Here is a 15991-nt window from a genome sequence, read left to right on the forward strand (position 1 = left end):
GTCCCATGCGCCTCTCACAGCTCTTCGCCCTTTGCGGCACATCGCAGTCCCTGACGGACGATCCTGACATTCTGACCGTCACTGCCGACAGCCGCAGGGTCGGACCGGGCGCACTATTCTTTGCCCTGCGCGGCGCAAAACAGGATGGGAGCGCCTTCATCGCACAGGCTCTCTCGCAAGGCGCCGCCGCAGTCATCGCAGATCATGATACAGCAGAAATCTCGGCCCAGATCCCTGTGATCGTGCGCCCAGATGCCAAGCATCTTCTGGCCTGCATGGCCTTCGCCCTCGCCGGTCCGCAGCCCTCCTGTATCGCGGCGATCACCGGGACAAACGGGAAAAGCAGCACGGCCGATTTTCTCCGGCAACTCTGGATCCTTCAGGGAAACCGCGCGGCCAGTCTGGGAACGCTTGGGCTTGTGTCGGATACAAAAATCTCCGCCCCTCCAAGCCTTACCACCCCCGATCCCGTCTCGCTCGCCCAGACTCTTGCCGCACTGACCCGGAACGGAGTGGATCACGTCGCGCTTGAAGCCTCCTCGCATGGGCTGGAGCAGCACCGCCTGGACGGCATCACCCTGACAGCCGCTGGCTTTTCCAACCTGACGCGCGATCACCTCGACTATCATCTGACGCTGGAAGCCTACCGCACGGCCAAACTGCGCCTGTTTGGCGAAGTCCTGCCCGAGGGCGGCATTGCAGTTGTCAACGCCGATATGGACAGCGAGACTTTCGCAGCCGTTCAAACGATTGTAGCCAGGCGAAACCTGAAACTCCGCAGCGTCGGGCGCAATGGCACGGCGCTTCGACTGATCGATGCCCGCCCCACGCCCTCCGGTCAGATCCTTCGTCTAGCCCTGTATGGCGAGGAACTACCCGAAATATCCTTGTCGCTGCCGGGCCGCTTTCAGGCCGACAACGTGATGCTGGCAGCGGCCATGTGCTGGACGGACGAGGCCAATGCCCGGGAGGTCGTCGAGCTTCTGCCACGTCTGACAGGCGTTCACGGTCGATGCGAACGCGCCGTCGAACTACCCAACGGTGCCGCGGCCTATGTCGATTATGCCCACACGCCCGATGCCCTCGACTGTGTCCTGTCCAGCCTGCGCCCACATACGACGGGCCGTCTGGTCGTGGTGTTCGGCGCAGGCGGGGACCGCGACCGGGGCAAACGTCCGCTGATGGGAGAGGTCGCGGCACGTATGGCAGATCTGGCCATCGTCACGGACGACAATCCCCGCACGGAAGACCCCATGACGATCCGTTCCGAAATCCGCGCGGCCTGCCCGGGCGCTCTGGAAATCGCAGACCGCCGCAGCGCCATCGCAGCAGGGCTTGAGGCCCTGCAACCGGGCGATATTCTTGTCGTAGCGGGCAAGGGACACGAACAGGGGCAGATCGTAGGCACGGACATCCTGCCTTTCGACGATCGTCTCGTCCTCCGCGAACTGGCAGGTGCAGCATGAGCGTTCTGTGGACCAGCGCAGACCTGCGGGCTGCGACGAGCGGCACGCTTGAGGCCGATGTCCATGTCACGGGCATCTCGATCGACACCCGCACGCTCGCGCCCGGAGACCTGTTCATCGCCCTACGCGGCGAGAGTAGTGATGGCCACGCCCATATCCGGCAGGCTCTAGACAAAGGCGCGGCCTGCGTCCTCGTGCATGACACCGCCGGTCTGAACGACCCGCGCCTCCTGATCGTGCCCGACACCATGACTGCACTGGTGGATCTGGGTCGCTACGCCCGCGCCCGTTTCCGCGGAAAAGTCGTGGCCATCACCGGAAGCGTCGGCAAAACGACGACCAAGGACATGCTGAAGGTCGCCTTGTCCGCGATCGGCCCGACACATGCCGCCGTCGCTTCCTACAACAATCACTGGGGCGTTCCCCTCACGCTGGCCCGGCTGCCACAGGATGCCCGCTTCTGCATCAGCGAGATCGGCATGAACCATGTGGGAGAAATCGCGCCCCTTGCCGCGCAGGTCCGTCCCGATGTGGCCATCATCACCACGATCGGAACCGCGCATCTCGGTCATATGGGCAGCATCGAAGCGATTGCGCGGGAAAAAGCTTCCCTGTTCGGCGCTCTTCCTGCCCATGGGATTGCAATCGTCCCTGATGATGCTCACGGTCAGACAGTCTTTACAGACGCTCTTCCCAGAGGCTGCACCCTTTGGCGGTCTGGCCTTTCCGCAACAGCGGAACTCCGCCTTGAAGCCCTGAACTGTGCGGCGGAAGGCAGTCATTTTTTGCTCCACACGCCCAACGGCGAGCAAAACGTGACGCTCACTGCACCCGGCGAACATCTTGCCAGAAACGCAGCTCTGGCCCTCGGCGCAGTTGCAGCCCTTGGCGAAGACGTCGCAACAGCGGCCCACGCCCTGAACGGTTTCGTGCCGGGCGCAGGACGCGGGCAGATCCGCACGATCCTGAACGACGTGCGCCTGCTGGATGAGAGCTACAACGCCTCCACCCCCAGCGTCCGGGCCGCTTTGGCAACGCTTGCCCTTCTTCCGGCCCAGCGGCATGTCGCAGCCCTCGGAGACATCCGCGAACTCGGCACATTCGCCGATGCCGAACACCGCTCTCTGGCAGACGCCGTGCAGGCCGCAAACGCTCTTACGTTCTGCTGCGGCCCCCATATGCGCGCCCTTTACGATGCGCTCCCCTCCGAACTTCAAGGCGGATACGCCGCCGATGCCGCCTCCCTCGCTCCCATTCTTCTCAATGCCCTTCGCCCCGGTGATCTCCTGCTCGTGAAAGGCAGCTTCGGCAGCCGGATGCGTGACGTGATTTCAGCCCTCGACAACGCCTCCAGCCCGGTCTCTGCCTGATGCTTTTCAATCTTATCGCCGCCCACGACACGTCTCATGGCGGGTTCTTCAACCTGTTCCATTACCTGACGTTCCGCTCAGGCTGCGCCTGTCTGACGGCGCTGGTCATCTCGCTGGCTCTGGGCAAACCCTTCATCGCGCAGCTCAAACGAATCCAACGCGAAGGCCAGCCGATCCGTTCTGTCGGACCGGAACGACACATTCTGGAAAAAGCCGGCACGCCGACAATGGGCGGAATGTTAATCCTGATTGCGCTTTTCTCGGCAACACTTCTCTGGGCGGATCTCACAAACGGCTTCGTCTGGGCCGTCATGCTGACGACGGCCGCTTTCGGCGCCGTTGGCTTTGCGGACGATTATCTGAAGCTCTCCAAGCGCAATACGACCGGCGTCTCCAAACGTACCCGACTGGGCTGCGAATTCCTGACATCGCTGATTGCCGGCATCTGGCTGCAACATTTGACGCCACCAGAACTGCGCAACATGGTCGCCTTCCCGTTCGTCAAGGATGTGCTGCTTCCGCTGGGTTATGCGTTTCCGATCTTCGCCATGATCGCCATCACCGGCTTCGGCAACGCCGTGAACTTCACGGACGGTCTGGACGGACTGGCCATCGTTCCAGTCGTGATCGCAGCACTGGTTTTCGCCCTGATTTCCTATCTGGTCGGCAATCACGTTTTTGCGGACTACCTGCAACTCCATCCGGTTCCGGGCACGGGCGAACTGGCAGTTTTCTGCGCGGCCCTGATCGGCGCGGGACTTGGGTTCCTATGGTTCAACGCCCCGCCAGCAGCTGTTTTCATGGGCGATACCGGCTCCCTGTCTCTCGGCGGCGCACTGGGCGCCATCGCCGTCGCCACCAAGCATGAACTCGTCCTGTGCATCGTAGGGGGCGTTTTCGTGGCCGAAACCCTTTCGGTCGTCATTCAGGTCTTCTGGTTCAAACGAACGGGACGCCGCGTGTTCCTCATGGCGCCGCTGCACCACCATTTCGAGAAAAAGGGCTGGCAGGAACCTAAAATCGTCATCCGCTTCTGGATCGTCTCCATCGTGCTCGGCCTCTGCGGCCTTGCGACCCTAAAACTACGATGAACGGCTTCTCACCTAGCCTTCTGGCAGGCGAGCGTTATGCCGTCTGCGGTCTGGGGCGCAACGGTGCGGCTGTCGTCCAAGCCCTGCTCGGAATGGGCGCAGAGGTTCAGGCCTGGGACGATCGCAACGCCGATCTGCCTGCACATCCGAACCTGACTCTCGCACCCTTAACCGATCTGTCCGGAATGACAGCCCTCATCCTGTCACCGGGTATTCCGCACCTGCTGCCGAAGGCGCATCCTGTCGCAGATCTCGCCCGCGCACAGGGCATTCAGATCCTATCCGATGCCGAAATCCTATATCGGGTCGTTCGGAAATCCGGCTCAAAAGCCGCGTTCGTGGCCGTCACCGGCACAAACGGCAAATCGACGACAACAGCCCTGATCGCCCATCTTTTTACGATGGCCGGGCGTCCCTGCGTGGCAGGTGGCAATCTCGGAACGGCCTCTTTGGCCTTGCCGCTCCTGCCCGATGACGGCGTCTATGTAATCGAAATGTCGTCCTACATGCTCGAACGGCTGGACCGCTTTCATGCAAGCGCAGCCTGCCTGCTGAACCTAACGCCCGATCATCTGGACCGGCACGGCGACATGACCGGATATGCCGCCGCCAAGGCGCATGTGTTCGACAATATGGTTTCCGGTGACCTCGCCGTGATCGGCACCGATGATGACTGGTGCCGCGCCATTGCGTCACAGGTCGCAGCACGCGGTGTGCAGGTCATGGAACTGAACGCCGATACTCTGCCCCCTTTCGAGGGGCCGGCGCTTCCGGGCCGGCACAACGCCCAGAATGTTGGTGCAGCCTGCGCCATCGCGCGTCATCTCGGCCTTGATGAGGCAGCACTCCGCGACGGTCTGAAATCATTTCCCGGCCTGGAACATCGCCTGCAAAAAGTCGCGGAATGCGCTGGTGTGTCGTTTATCAATGACAGCAAAGCCACAAATGCAGAAGCTGCCTCCAAGGCTCTTGCTTCCTATGACAGAGTCATGTGGATTGCGGGCGGCGTTGCAAAAGCGGGCGGCATCGAAAGCCTTGCACCGTTCTTCAACCATATCGCACAGGCCTTTCTGATCGGGCAGGATGCGGACACTCTCGCTGGGACACTGGCCATACACGGCGTGCCTTTCCAGCAGTGCGGAACGCTGGAGAATGCCGTCTCGGCAGCCTTCAGCGCAGCTCTCGCCCAGATTGTCCCGGTTGTTCTGCTCTCACCCGCCTGTGCAAGTTTTGATCAATTTCGCAGTTTCGAGGATCGTGGGTCACACTTTCTTCATATTTGCGATAATATTGTGAAATCAGGCCATTCGGGCACCACGCTCACGCAAAAGCTGGAGAATTGACACCATGTCGGGACTATCCCGTGTCGAGACCTCCGCTGTCGCCCGCTGGTGGCGAAACCTTGATCGCGTCACGCTGGCCTGCGTCGGCCTACTGATCGGTCTGGGGTATGTGCTGATGCTCGCCGCCAGTCCTGCGGTGGCATCGCGCATCGGTGCCTCGCGCAACATGTTCATTCTCAAGCAGGTGATCTTTCTGGCGCTGGCTGGTGGGATCGTGCTCGGCACGTCGTATCTGTCCCGCAAAGCCATCAAAAGACTGGCGATCATCGGCGGGATCATCGCACTCGGTGCTACGGCCATGACGCTGGTTCATGGTATGGAAATCAAGGGCGCGCGCCGATGGATCGCGCTGCCAATGATGTCCGTGCAGCCCTCCGAATTCCTCAAGCCCTGCTTTGCGGTCGTGACAGGCTGGCTGCTTTCCGCACGACGTTCTGTCGTCATGTGGGGCAATATTGCCTTTCCGGGCATGCTGATTGCCTTCCTGTGCTTCGGCTTCATCCTGCTCCTGCTGAAATCACAGCCGGATATCGGAATGCTCTCCGTCATCACGATGGTCTTCATGACCCAGCTTTTCGTGGATGGGCTCAAACTCTACTGGGTTGGATTGTGCGTTGCAGGCATGGCAGGCGCCTTTGCTGTGGCCTATATCGTCTTTCCGCACGTCCAGTCCCGCGTCCAGCGCTTCCTGCATCCCGATGTCGGTGATCATTACCAGATCGACACCGCATTACGTGCCTTCGGAAACGGTGGCCTTCTGGGACGCGGCCCGGGTGAAGGACGGGTAAAGGACTTGCTGCCAGACGCCCATGCCGACTTCGTCTTCGCGGTTGCTGGTGAAGAATACGGCCTGATCCTGTGCGTGATCATCATTCTGCTTTTCGGAACGATCGTTTTGCGGACCCTCCTCAAGCTGATGCATGAAGACGATCCGTTCGTCATCGTCTCTGCCGCGGGACTGGTGACGGGTTTCGGCCTTCAGGCCTTCGTCAACATGGGTTCGACATTGCATCTGATCCCGACAAAGGGCATGACGCTCCCCTTCATTTCCTATGGCGGCAGTTCGGCAATGTCGGTCGCCCTGACCATGGGAATGGTTCTGGCCCTGACCCGCCACCATGTCGGCCAGAGCAAAATCGCACAGAGAGCCGCTGCATCTTACGGCCAGAACCCGTTGTTTGAGAGGAATGCGCCGTGAGTCGCCCCATCGTTATTGCCGCCGGTGGCACCGGGGGACATTTCTTTCCAGCCGAAGCCGTCGCAACCATTCTTGCAGAGCGAGGCCATGACCTCGTCCTCATGACCGACGCTCGGCATGGACGCCGAGACACGGGCCTGTTCAAAGACCTTCCGCAATATGTGCTGGATGGTGCCGGTGTGGCAGGCAAGGGTCTTGGCGGAAAAATCCGTGGCGTGCTCGCATTGCTCCGCGGCATAGGAGAAGCACGTCGCGCCCTCAAATCCCTTGATGCGGCAGCCGTCGTGGGATTTGGCGGCTATCCCTCCATTCCTCCACTGACCGCATCCCGGTTTCTGCCCTCCGCAAAACGGCCACGCATGGTCATTCATGAGGGCAATGCGGTTCTTGGACAGGCCAATGCCTTTCTGTCCCGCTTTTCTCCGATGATCGCCACATCCTACGCAACGGTCGCGCGCCTCCCGCAAAACGCACAGACGACACTCACTGGCATGCCTGTCCGTGCAGGCATCGAAGCGCTCTTTGAAAACGCCTATGCGGCTCCGGAAGAGCAGATCAATCTTCTGGTTTGGGGTGGCTCTCTCGGAGCGCGGGTCTTTTCCGAAGTCGTCCCACAAGCCCTTGCTGCTCTTCCCGAAGAACTCCGCAAGCGCCTCAAAGTTACGCAGCAGATCAAGGCTGACGATCTGGACCGCGTCCGCGCCATCTATACGGAGGCCGGTATTGAGGTCGAAGCCGCCCCGTTTTTCACCGATGTGCCAACCTGCCTCAAAGACGCACATCTCGTGATCGGGCGGGCGGGCGGCTCTTCGGTCGCGGAACTGACCATGTCAGGCCGCCCCTCCATTCTCGTTCCCCTTCCGATCGCGGCCTCCGATGAACAGGGCGCGAATGGTCAGGCGCTCGTGGATGCGGGTGCCGCCTGGATGATCCGCCAGCCGGATTTCACGCCCACAGCGCTGACCACTCTGCTGACAGACCTGTTTTCCCATCCTGAAAAGCTCGAAAATGCAGCAAAAGCCGCTCAGTCCTGCGCGCGCCCTCATGCTGCCGCAAAAGTCGCGGATCTGATTGAATCCGCTCTTCGTCCCTGATCCTCCGTTTCTACCCAAGAGTACCTGCCCCATGCGCGCCCTGCCCCTTAACATCGGAACCATTCACTTCGTCGGTATCGGCGGCATCGGCATGTCCGGTATCGCCGAAGTGCTGCATATGCTGGGCTACAGGGTGCAGGGTTCAGACATCGCGGAGGGCGCGAATGTGCAACGCCTGCGACAGTCCGGAATTGTCGTTCATATCGGCCATGACGCTGCCAATCTGGGTGATGCACAGGTTGTCGTAACGTCTACGGCGGTGAAGAAAGACAACCCCGAAGTGGTGGCGGCGCGTGCCAAGCTCATTCCGGTCGTCCGGCGCGCAGAAATGCTGGCCGAACTAATGCGTCTGCGCTGGTCCGTCGCCATCGGCGGCACGCACGGCAAGACCACCACGACCAGCCTCGTCGCCTGTGTTTTGGAACATGCCAAACTCGATCCGACCGTCATCAACGGCGGCATCATCGAAGCCTATGGCACCAATACGCGCATGGGCTCAGGCGACTGGATGGTGGTCGAGGCTGACGAAAGCGACGGCTCCTTCCTGCGTCTGCCCGCCGTGATCGCGGTGGTGACGAACATGGACCCGGAACATCTGGATCACTGGGGCACGGAAGAGGCCATGCAGGCCGGTTACGACCAGTTCGTCTCCAACATCCCGTTCTATGGTTTTGCCGTCCTGTGCGTGGATCACCCACAGGTCCAGCAGATGATCCCGCGCCTGTCCGATCATCGCGTCATCACCTACGGCTTCAGCCCGCAGGCCGACATCCGCGCTGAAAAAGTCGTCATGGACAAGCGGGGGGCTACGTTCGAGGTCGTCGTCACGAACCGCCAGCGCAACCGCTCCCGTCGGGCGGGTCCCTTCCGTCTGCCCATGCTCGGACACCATAACGTCCTGAATTCGCTCGCGGCGATCGCTGTTGCCCTTGAAATGGAAATCAGCGATTCCGTCATCGCGTCCGCCCTGACGACGTTCAAGGGCGTCAAGCGCCGCTTCACGCGCACCGGCGACTATAACGGCATCTCCATCATCGACGATTACGGCCATCACCCGGTTGAAATCGCCGCCGTTCTGAAGGCCGCGCGTCAGGCGGGTGCAAAGAACGTCATCGCCGTCGTGCAGCCGCACCGTTATTCGCGTCTGAAAGTCCTGTTCAACGAATTCTGCACCTGCATGAACGACGCCGATACGGTCATCGTGGCAGACGTGTACGCTGCGGGTGAATCCTCGATCGAAGGTGCAGGCCGCGACGCGCTCGTCGAAGGTCTGCGCGATCGCGGCCACCGCTCCGTCGTGCCACTCCCCGACCCCGCGCATCTGCCGGAAATGATCAACGCCATTGCCAAGCCGGGCGACTATGTTGTCTGCCTCGGCGCCGGAACCATCACCCAGTGGGCGCAGGCGCTCCCTGCCCAGCTCGAAGCCCTGAATCGGCAGCCCGCAACCGAAGGCGCGGCATGACAGACAGCAGCGATTTTCCGGTCAAGGGCCTGCGGGGAAGACTGACGCCGAACACCCCGCTTGGTCCGCGTGCGTGGTTCCGCGTCGGCGGCCCGGCGGACTGGGTCTTCATCCCTGAAGATCAGGACGATCTGGCACTTTTCCTGCGTGAAAAGCCTGCATCCATGCCGGTCACAATTCTGGGAGCGTGCTCGAACGTCATCATCCGCGATGGCGGCATTGCAGGCACGGTCATTCGTCTGGCGCGTGGCTTTGCGGATATCGACATACAGGGCAACAGCCTGATCGTCGGGGCCGCAGCCCTCGACATCACCGTGGCCGAACATGCCGCCGCAGCCGGTCTCGCTGGTCTGGAATTTCTGGCTGGCATTCCGGGGTCGATCGGGGGCGCTGCCCGCATGAACGCAGGCGCCTACGGATCGGATCTCGATGCCATTCTCGAATGGGCCGAAATCCTGACGGAAAATGGCGATCTGCGACGCCTTTCACATGACGAGCTGGGCTTTGCATATCGCCATTCAGAGCTTCCCCCAGGGAGCGTGGTGATCCGGGCAAGCCTACGCGGAACTCCCGATGATGCGAATGCCATCCGCAGCCGCATTGCAGATATCCGGGCGTCTCGCGAGGCTTCACAGCCCGTCCGTGCGCGCACAGGCGGCTCCACGTTCCGCAACCCGGAAGGCCACAAGGCCTGGCAACTGATCGACGAAGCCGGATGTCGCGGCCTTCGGATCGGAGATGCGCAGGTCAGCGAAAAACACTGCAATTTCCTGCTCAATCTGGGACAGGCCAGCAGCGCGGATCTGGAAACGTTGGGAGAGACCGTGCGCGAAAAAGTTCTGGCACAGAGCGGCGTCAGTCTGCATTGGGAAATCAAACGGATCGGACGTCCGTCCGAAGGAGACCAGACGTTATGAAAGTCGCAGTCCTGCTGGGCGGGACATCCAACGAGCGTCCCGTCAGCCTCGTAACCGGCGATGCCGTGATCAAGGCCCTGCGCGAGACGGGTCACGACGTCACACCGATCGATGTCGGGCCCGACATCGCCGCGACAATCGCCAGCCTGAAATCCGCAGCTCCGGACGTCGTCTTCAATGCGCTGCACGGCCCGCGCGGCGAAGATGGCGCCATTCAGGGCGTTCTGGAATGGCTCGGCCTGCCCTACACGCATTCCGGAATCCGCGCCTCTGCCGTCGCAATGGATAAGGGCGCTACCCGCATCCTTCTGGCGGCTGCCGGTCTGCCAGTGGCGCAGGGGAGTGTGGTGACGGTTGAGGAACTGGCCGAAGCCGACCCTCTTCCCGCCCCCTATGTCATCAAGCCCGTTGCCGAAGGCTCATCCGTGGGCGTCGAGATCGTCCGAGCGGGAGACAACCGCCGTGCGGAAATCGCACAGACCTGGCGTTTCGGAAAAGACGCACTGGTCGAGAGCTTCATCCCCGGCCGGGAACTGACCGCCAGCGTCATGGGAAACCGCGCTCTCGCCGTCACCGACATCCTGCCCTGCGAAACGGCTGCGTTCTACGATTTCGAAGCCAAGTACAAGGCTGGCGGCTCGCGTCACGTCGTTCCCGCCGAGCTTCCGCAGGCTGTAACGGATCGCGCGCTCGACTACGCCCTGCGCGCCCATCAAGCGCTGGGCTGTCAGGGTGCCAGCCGTACGGATTTCCGCTATGACGAGGATACCGACACGCTGATCATTCTCGAGGTCAACACGCAGCCGGGGATGACACCCACATCCCTGCTTCCGGAACAGGCTGCCTATTGTGGCATTCCCTATCCGGAGCTGTGTGACTGGATGGTCCGGGAGGCCCTGATACGCTGATGCGGGAAGACCCGTCCTTTCAGAAAAACGATTTTGTCCGGGAGCGTTATTCCGGGGCCATGCCGCCTCAGGAAGACCGTCCGTCCCGGGCAAAGCTGTTCTGGCGCCGGCAACGGCGGCTGATCCGGCCTGCGATCGTGTTTCTGGTCGTGATGGGTCTTGCAGGTGCGGGCATGCGCCTGCTGTATGACGCAGCTTCGGAAGAACGCTTTGCACCCCTACGCGAACGTCTGGTCGCAATGGAGCCGCTGCCCATCCGCCACATCGTCATCAATGGTCGCGGCATGACGAGCGAAGCCTCAATTCAGGACGCGCTCGGAACCTCCATCGGACACCCGATTTTCGGGTTCTCCGTCGAAGCCGCCCGCCAGCGACTGGACGAATTGCCATTCATCGACCACGCCACGGTCGAGCGACACATGCCCGATACCGTCATCATTACACTGGTCGAGCGCACCCCGATCGCCGTCTGGCAGGACCGCGGGCATTTCATGCTCATCAACCGCGTCGGCGAGGAAGTTCCCGATCAGGGCCTGACCGGGAAGAATGCGCAGGCTTTTCTCCAGCTTCCTCTCGTTGTGGGTGAAGGCGCCAATACCGCTGCTGCAAGCGTTATTGACGCGCTCAACCACGAACCGCTGGTCAAGGCTCAGGTCACGGCGCTGATCCGGGTCGGAAGCCGCCGCTGGAATGCAACGCTCAAGGATGGCACCACTGTTTTGCTGCCTGAAGGCGAAGAAGCTGCAGCTTTTGCGCGTCTGGCGCGTTACCAGCAGAGCATGCGCCTGCTGGAACGTCCGGTGCAGTCGATTGATCTGCGCCTCCCGGACAGAATGGTCGTCCACCAGCCTCCACAGGCCGCCCCAGTTGCAGCCACTCCACCTGCCGAAGGAGCGAAACCCGATCCGTCTCCATCCTCTCCTCCACCCCCAGCAGACAGCACGAAGCAGCCATGAATGACCTTACGTCCATGTCAGATCTTCCGGCATTCCGGCGCCGGGGCGGTCTGAGAGGCCGGTCCCTCATCCCCGTCGGCGGCGAGCGTGATGTCAGCGTCAACCGTGTCCCGCGCGACATCCTAACGCTCCCTCCCGAAGAGACGCATCGCAGTATCGCATGGCGTCCGGGCATTTTCGGCGCACTTGATATCGGCACGACGAAAATGACCTGCCTGATCGGCAAGGGAGAGGCCGACGGTTCCATTCAGGTTCTGGGTCACGGATGGCGCCGTTCCCACGGTATCCGCTCAGGATCGATCGTCGATATCCGCGAAGCCGAAGCCGCGATCCGGGCGACGGTCGGTCAGGCCGAGGAAGCCGCCGAACGGCGCATGGACTCCCTCGTCGTCAACCTGTCTTGCGGCAGGCCGCTGAGCCGGCTGGTGGACGCCCAAATCCCGATCGGTGGACGCGAAGTGACGGCCGGGGACGTTCAGCGCCTCATTGCGGAAGGACAGGCCCGCGCCTGGATGGAGGGCCGGGAGGTCATCCATACGCTCCCGATCGGATATGTCGTGGATTCCATTCCCGGCATTGCCGATCCCATCGGCCACCAGTGCGAAGAACTGGCGACCCGGATGCATGTCGTGGACATGAACTCCAGCGCCCTGCGCACTCTGGATGCCGTTCTGCAACATGCAGAACTCAAGCTGGATGGGCTGGTTGCAAGCCCCTTTGCCTCGGGCATTTCGGTTCTCGCGGCGGAAGAGCGGGAGCTTGGCGTCACGGTTGTGGAAATGGGCGGTGGCACCACCTCTCTGGCAGTTTTCTGCGAAGGCAAACTGCTGCACACGGCCCAAATCCGCGTCGGCGGCCTGCATGTCACGCGCGATATCGCGGGCGTCCTGTCAACCTCTCTGGAAACAGCCGAACGTCTCAAGACGATGTATGGCGCAGCCCAGATGGGTTCCGACGACCAGCGGGAAATCCTGTCGGTTCCCCTGATCGGCGAAAACAGCGACCGTTTGGTGCGCCTACAGCGTTCCAAGGTCATTTCCGTCATCCAGCCCCGGATCGAGGAAACCCTTGAACTCGTCCGGCAGTCCCTCGACAATGCCGGACTGGGCCGACTGGCCAACGGCAGGGTCGTCCTGACAGGCGGAGCATCCCTGCTTGAGGGGATCGTGCCTGTCGCTACCCGTATTCTGGGCCGTCCTGTCCGGATGGGAAAACCCCAGAATATCTACGGCCTGCCTGAGACAGCCGCGGCTTCGGCAGGCTTTTCAACCGCTGCGGGGCTTCTGGCCTGGGCAGCGGGTGCGGATCGGGACTTCGGAGATATATCCGCACCCGAACCAAGACCTCGCGGACTTGTTAAACGTCTCGTAGGCTTCATACGCAATAATGTATAAGCTATTACAGATCATAACGCCCTCACCTGTCGCTTTCCTGAAGTTCCGGACCAGATCATGACGCTGAACCTTACCCCTACTCCCAATTCCCACGTTGAGCTGGCGCCACGGATTACCGTGATCGGCGTTGGCGGCGGCGGGACGAACGCCGTCGACAACATGATTGCGTCTGATCTCAAGGGCGTCGAATTCGTCGTTGCCAACACCGACGCACAGCAGCTTGCCCATTCCAAGGCTGAACGCCGCGTCCAGCTCGGCCCGCATCTGACCCGCGGCCTGGGTGCAGGCGCAAAGCCGGAAATCGGTCGTGAAGCCGCTGAAGAAGCTGCTCAGGAAATCGACCGGCAGCTTGAAGGCGCGAATCTGGTCTTTATCACGGCTGGCATGGGCGGCGGCACAGGGACGGGGGCGGCTCCGGTCATCGCACGCATGGCACGCGAACGCGGCGTCCTGACGGTCGGCGTCGTCTCGAAGCCTTTCAATTTCGAAGGGCGTCGCCGCACAACGGCTGCTGAAAAGGGCATCGCCGAGCTTCAGAAGCACGTCGATACGCTGATCGTCATCCCGAACCAGAATCTTTTTAATTCCGCAACACAGAACACGACATTCCGCGAAGCCTTCCGGATGGCCGACAACGTCCTGAACATGGGCGTCCGCGGCATTACGGACCTTATGGTCTCTCCTGGTCTGATCAATCTCGATTTCGCGGACGTCAAGGCCGTGATGGAAGAGATGGGCAAGGCCATGATGGGTACGGGCGAAGCCTCCAGCGAAGAAGACGCGGAAGACCGTGCCGTCCTCGCAGCCGAACGTGCGATTTCCAATCCGCTGCTGGAAGATGCCTCCATGGCGGGCGCACGCGGTCTTCTCATCAACATCACCGGTGGCGAAGACTTGACGCTGTACGAAGTCAACGCCGCAGCAGACCGTATCCGTGAGGAAGTGGCCGACGATGCAAACATCATCTTCGGCGCCCTGATTGACGAGAAGCTGAACGGTCGCGTGCGCGTCTCGGTCGTCGCAACCGGCATCGACACCCAGCCCTCACATGACCCTTCTGCTGCTCCCGAACCCGTTCAGGCATCGGCGCCGCACGCAAACCCCATGTCCCAGCCTGCCACCCGGGAAACAGCGTCTTCACGTGCCAGCGCACCGTCTTTCCAGCCCGGCTCAACCTATGCTGGTGGCCCGCCGCGCCCGAATTTCGCACTCGACGCACAACAGACACAGGCTCACAACACAGCTCCCCTGTCCGCACAGGAAGCCCCTGCTCCCGAGCAGACTGCCCCTGAAAACCCCGCGCATCGGCAGGAGAGCGCCCATCAGCCTTCTCCTCGAGCTGGTCTGTTTTCAGATCCCTCCCGCCACGCTCCCCAGCAGCAGGCCGAACCGCCCCGTAGCCTGTTCGGTATGGTCACAGGCGCTTTCCGCAGCCGTCCGCCCCAGCCTCAGCAGGGCCAGCAGCCAACGCAGCGCGCAGAACCCAACACACGCGACAATTACCAGCATCAGGCCCCGCAGCACCCCGAACAGCCTTCGAGCGGCAGCGATGATTCCAATCTGGATATCCCAACCTATCTGCGTCGCTGATCAACGCCCCCCTCTTGCTCGCAGGGCGAGAGGGGTAATATCCGGCAACAATCGTTGACTGGAACCAAAGTCCAGTATCTGTTTTCTAGTCTCCGGAACCAGATTTTTCGGAGGCTTTATGCAGGTGACGCCCAAGCAAGGTGTAAAAACGGCGCGTGGCGTTGATGTCATAAAGCCAGAGACGGCATCGGGCCTTGATGGTTCGCCTTCCCGCACTGAGCGCAGCGGTTCAAAAAACCTGCAGACCACTCTTGCACACCCCATTCACTGTCAGGGGATCGCCCTGCATAGCGGTCTCACGGTCGACCTCCATCTTTCTCCTGCTGCTGCCAATACGGGAATCCGGTTCCAGCGTTCCGACAGAGAAGGGTCATCTTCTTTTCCGGCGACCTATGACCACATCGTGGATACGCGCCTTTCAACTGTCGTCGCGTGCGAGGCCGATCCCTCCCTGCGTGTCGCAACGATCGAACATTTGATGGCGGCCCTCAATGCCTGCGAGATCGACAATATCCTAATTTCGGTCAGCGGTCCTGAACTGCCGGTTCTCGACGGTTCTTCTGACGCCTTTGCATTCCTGATCCAGTGCGCTGGTCGCAAGATCCTTGATACACCTCGCCAGGTCATTGAGATCCTGCGTAATGTTCGCGTCGAAGGCGAAGACGGAGCATTTGCCGAACTGCGCCCTGCCCAGCGCGGACTGTCACTGGCCATTTCCCTGAGCTTTGCAGCACAGGCCATCGGAAACCAGCGTTACGCCATGCAGCTCAACGAACAGCGCTTCATGGAAGAAGTGGCGTTCTGCCGGACATTCGTGAATCGTCAGGACATTGAATATCTTCAGAGTATTGGTCTTGCGCGCGGTGGATCACTGGAAAATGCCGTCGTCGTGGATGGCGAAAACATCCTCAACCCTGCTGGACTGAAAATCGAGCGCGAGTTTGCCCGCCATAAATTACTTGATGCCATTGGCGACCTTTATTGTGCCGGACACCGGATGCAGGCTGGTTTCATTGGCCATAAATCCGGACACACGCTCAACAACAAGCTTCTGCGAACCGTTTTTTCAGATGCTTCCAACTGGCGTTTCGTTTCCACAGCCCCTTCCCGGTCCGTTACAAAAGCTTTGCGCACGCGCGTTGCCGCCTGAGGCCGCATGGCAGGTCTTTCGTCAGCGCATTCCCGTGATATAAGACGGG

13 protein-coding genes are annotated in these 15991 nt (G+C 61.2%); all 13 read left to right on the top strand.

Annotated features, from left to right (window positions below; all coding sequences use genetic code 11):
• Positions 1–5 precede the first annotated feature (5 nt).
• The 13 genes from JK208_RS04905 (at position 6) to lpxC (ending at position 15942) form a co-directional block, all read left to right on the top strand.
• Positions 6–1466, top strand: a complete 1461-nt coding sequence (locus JK208_RS04905; protein WP_211574545.1) for a UDP-N-acetylmuramoyl-L-alanyl-D-glutamate--2,6-diaminopimelate ligase — start codon at positions 6–8, stop codon at positions 1464–1466.
• Positions 1463–2836 (top strand): UDP-N-acetylmuramoyl-tripeptide--D-alanyl-D-alanine ligase, encoded by a 1374-nt coding sequence (murF, locus tag JK208_RS04910; protein ID WP_211574546.1) that lies wholly within the window; start codon positions 1463–1465, stop codon positions 2834–2836. Before JK208_RS04905 ends, murF begins: the two co-directional genes overlap by 4 nt.
• Positions 2836–3927 carry a phospho-N-acetylmuramoyl-pentapeptide-transferase gene (mraY, locus tag JK208_RS04915; protein ID WP_062028551.1) on the top strand — a complete coding sequence of 364 codons (1092 nt, stop codon included), beginning with the start codon at positions 2836–2838 and terminating at the stop codon, positions 3925–3927. The genes murF and mraY overlap by 1 nt, the downstream gene beginning before the upstream one ends.
• Entirely contained in the window at positions 3924–5270 is a 1347-nt protein-coding gene (murD, locus tag JK208_RS04920) for a UDP-N-acetylmuramoyl-L-alanine--D-glutamate ligase (protein ID WP_211574547.1), read from the top strand. The genes mraY and murD overlap by 4 nt, the downstream gene beginning before the upstream one ends.
• A 4-nt stretch (positions 5271–5274) precedes the next feature.
• Complete coding sequence (locus JK208_RS04925; RefSeq protein WP_194262142.1) at positions 5275–6468, top strand: FtsW/RodA/SpoVE family cell cycle protein; 1194 nt, start codon at positions 5275–5277, stop codon at positions 6466–6468.
• On the top strand, positions 6465–7562 hold the full coding sequence (gene murG / locus JK208_RS04930; RefSeq protein WP_211574548.1) for an undecaprenyldiphospho-muramoylpentapeptide beta-N-acetylglucosaminyltransferase: 1098 nt from the start codon (positions 6465–6467) through the stop codon (positions 7560–7562). Before JK208_RS04925 ends, murG begins: the two co-directional genes overlap by 4 nt.
• Positions 7563–7593: 31 nt before the next feature.
• Positions 7594–9027, top strand: coding sequence for a UDP-N-acetylmuramate--L-alanine ligase (gene murC / locus JK208_RS04935; protein ID WP_211574549.1), 1434 nt, complete (start codon positions 7594–7596; stop codon positions 9025–9027).
• Entirely contained in the window at positions 9024–9944 is a 921-nt protein-coding gene (gene murB, locus JK208_RS04940; RefSeq protein ID WP_211574550.1) for a UDP-N-acetylmuramate dehydrogenase, read from the top strand. Before murC ends, murB begins: the two co-directional genes overlap by 4 nt.
• On the top strand, positions 9941–10852 hold the full coding sequence (locus JK208_RS04945; protein WP_211574551.1) for a D-alanine--D-alanine ligase: 912 nt from the start codon (positions 9941–9943) through the stop codon (positions 10850–10852). Before murB ends, JK208_RS04945 begins: the two co-directional genes overlap by 4 nt.
• Positions 10852–11808 (top strand): cell division protein FtsQ/DivIB, encoded by a 957-nt coding sequence (locus JK208_RS04950; RefSeq protein ID WP_211574552.1) that lies wholly within the window; start codon positions 10852–10854, stop codon positions 11806–11808. The genes JK208_RS04945 and JK208_RS04950 overlap by 1 nt, the downstream gene beginning before the upstream one ends.
• A complete protein-coding gene (gene ftsA, locus JK208_RS04955) occupies positions 11805–13202 on the top strand; it encodes a cell division protein FtsA (protein ID WP_211574553.1) in 1398 nt (465 codons plus the stop codon). The genes JK208_RS04950 and ftsA overlap by 4 nt, the downstream gene beginning before the upstream one ends.
• A 57-nt stretch (positions 13203–13259) precedes the next feature.
• A complete protein-coding gene (gene ftsZ, locus JK208_RS04960; protein WP_211574554.1) occupies positions 13260–14792 on the top strand; it encodes a cell division protein FtsZ in 1533 nt (510 codons plus the stop codon).
• Positions 14793–14910: 118 nt separating this feature from the next.
• Positions 14911–15942, top strand: coding sequence for a UDP-3-O-acyl-N-acetylglucosamine deacetylase (gene lpxC / locus JK208_RS04965; RefSeq protein WP_211574555.1), 1032 nt, complete (start codon positions 14911–14913; stop codon positions 15940–15942).
• The last annotated feature ends 49 nt before the right edge of the window (positions 15943–15991 follow it).

The organism is Gluconobacter sp. Dm-74 (assembly GCF_018256135.1).
GTDB lineage: Bacteria > Pseudomonadota > Alphaproteobacteria > Acetobacterales > Acetobacteraceae > Gluconobacter > Gluconobacter cadivus.